The sequence below is a fragment of the Aldersonia kunmingensis genome, assembly GCF_001646865.1.
Lineage (GTDB): Bacteria > Actinomycetota > Actinomycetes > Mycobacteriales > Mycobacteriaceae > Aldersonia > Aldersonia kunmingensis.
The window spans coordinates 1-1,583 of the sequence record NZ_LRRB01000097.1; the positions used below are offsets into that span (position 1 = coordinate 1).

1 protein-coding gene and 1 pseudogene are annotated in these 1,583 nt (G+C 66.2%); both read left to right on the forward strand.

Going from position 1 to position 1,583, the window contains the following annotated elements:
* A pseudogene (locus A8G08_RS27405) lies at window positions 1–258 on the forward strand (MFS transporter); the annotation flags it as partial.
* 321 nt (window positions 259–579) lie between these two features.
* On the forward strand, window positions 580–1,583 hold a 1,004-nt coding region (locus A8G08_RS28240; RefSeq protein ID WP_169823275.1), incomplete at its 3' end, for an Ig-like domain-containing protein.

Consider the following 1,583-nt stretch of genomic DNA (forward strand, 5'->3'; position numbering starts at 1 on the left):
AACACCTTGATGCGGTCGCTCGGCACCTCGGTCGGCGCGGCGGTGATCGGCACGGTTCTTGCCCAAATGACCATCACAATGGGTGGTTACACGTTCGCTTCGGAAGCCGGATTCCGGGTGTCGCTCCTCATCGGCGGAGGCGTGGGAATCGTCGCTCTGGTCCTCGCGTCGCTGATTCCCAGCGGACGCCCCGACGAGCATGTCGAACCCGAGCGAGCGGTGCTGGACGAACGTCCCGCCGTGCCCGTCGGCGCCTGAGTCGAACACCAAACGAGAGAAGGTCCCCGAAGCATGTGGAGGGGAACGTCCCAACGCCGATTGGTTCAGGTTGCGAGGCAATCACGCAGCCGCAAATCCGTTCTCGAGTAGTCGCGTGACATCGCGTAACGAAAAGAACAATTGGACCGAAGACCAGCTTCGACAGGACACCGTCGATTAGAGCACCGGGCGGAAATCGACCCCGCACTGTGACCCGGGTCATAGCCGGGCCGATCGATACCGTATTGTCGCTTTTGAAGCATCACTGTTTTAGACAAGCGTCCGGTTCGGGGCGGCGCTCCTGACGAGAGGCTCGAAAGAGTGCAGAACAAGAACCTGCGTCGGCTGCTAGCAGGCGCGAGCACGGCGGCGATCGCGGCGGGTTTCGCCGCATCGCTGGGCATGGGGGCGGCGTCGGCTGCACCGGTGAGCCAGTCCACAGAGTGGGGCCAGTGGACGTTCAACCGAACGATCAGCAACGGCACGCCGGCCCCGGGCGACACGATCACCGTCACCAACAACATTCGTTTCAACGGCGGCTTGGCGCCGACCATCAGCGAATTCAGGGACTTCCACCCGGCCTGCCTGACCTACGTCGCGGGCTCGTCGCGAGTCGAGGGAAATAACGTCACCACCAACGCCACTGACCCCGCCTTCGTGAAGATGACGGGATCGTGGATCCGCAGCGCCGTCGACCGCAACATCTCGTACACCCTCAACTACACCGTCGGTGCGAACTGCGGTCGTGACATCGCCCTGACCACGGGTACCGGCGTCTCCGCAAACCAGGGCCTCGGCAGCGAAAACCAGACTGCGGGTCCGTCCATCACGGTCCCGAAGTCCGCGTCGCAGACCACCCTTGCCGCGATCACCCCGGCCCCTAAGTCCGGCACCGCCTCGACCCTGACGGCCACCGTGCCCGCCGGCGCCACCGGCACCGTCCAGTTCGCCAACAACGGCACCGTCCTGGGCACCGGCACCGTCAGCAACGGCACCGCCACCTACTCGTGGACCCCGTCCGCCGCCCAGGCGTACTCGATCACCGCCAAGTACCTCGGCGACGCCACCTACGCGGCGTCCACGTCGGCCCCGCAGACCGGCACCGTGACCGCGGCTGATGTCGCCACCACCACCACGCTGACCGCACCGGCCACCGCAACCGAGGGTGACTCGGTGACGCTGTCCGCCACCGTGGCGCCCGAAGCCGGCGGCACCGTCCAGTTCAAGGACGGCGCGACCGACCTCGGCGCCCCCGTGCCGGTAACCGGCGGCAATGCGACCCTCGCGCACACGTTCACCACCACGGGTGCACACAGCATCACCGC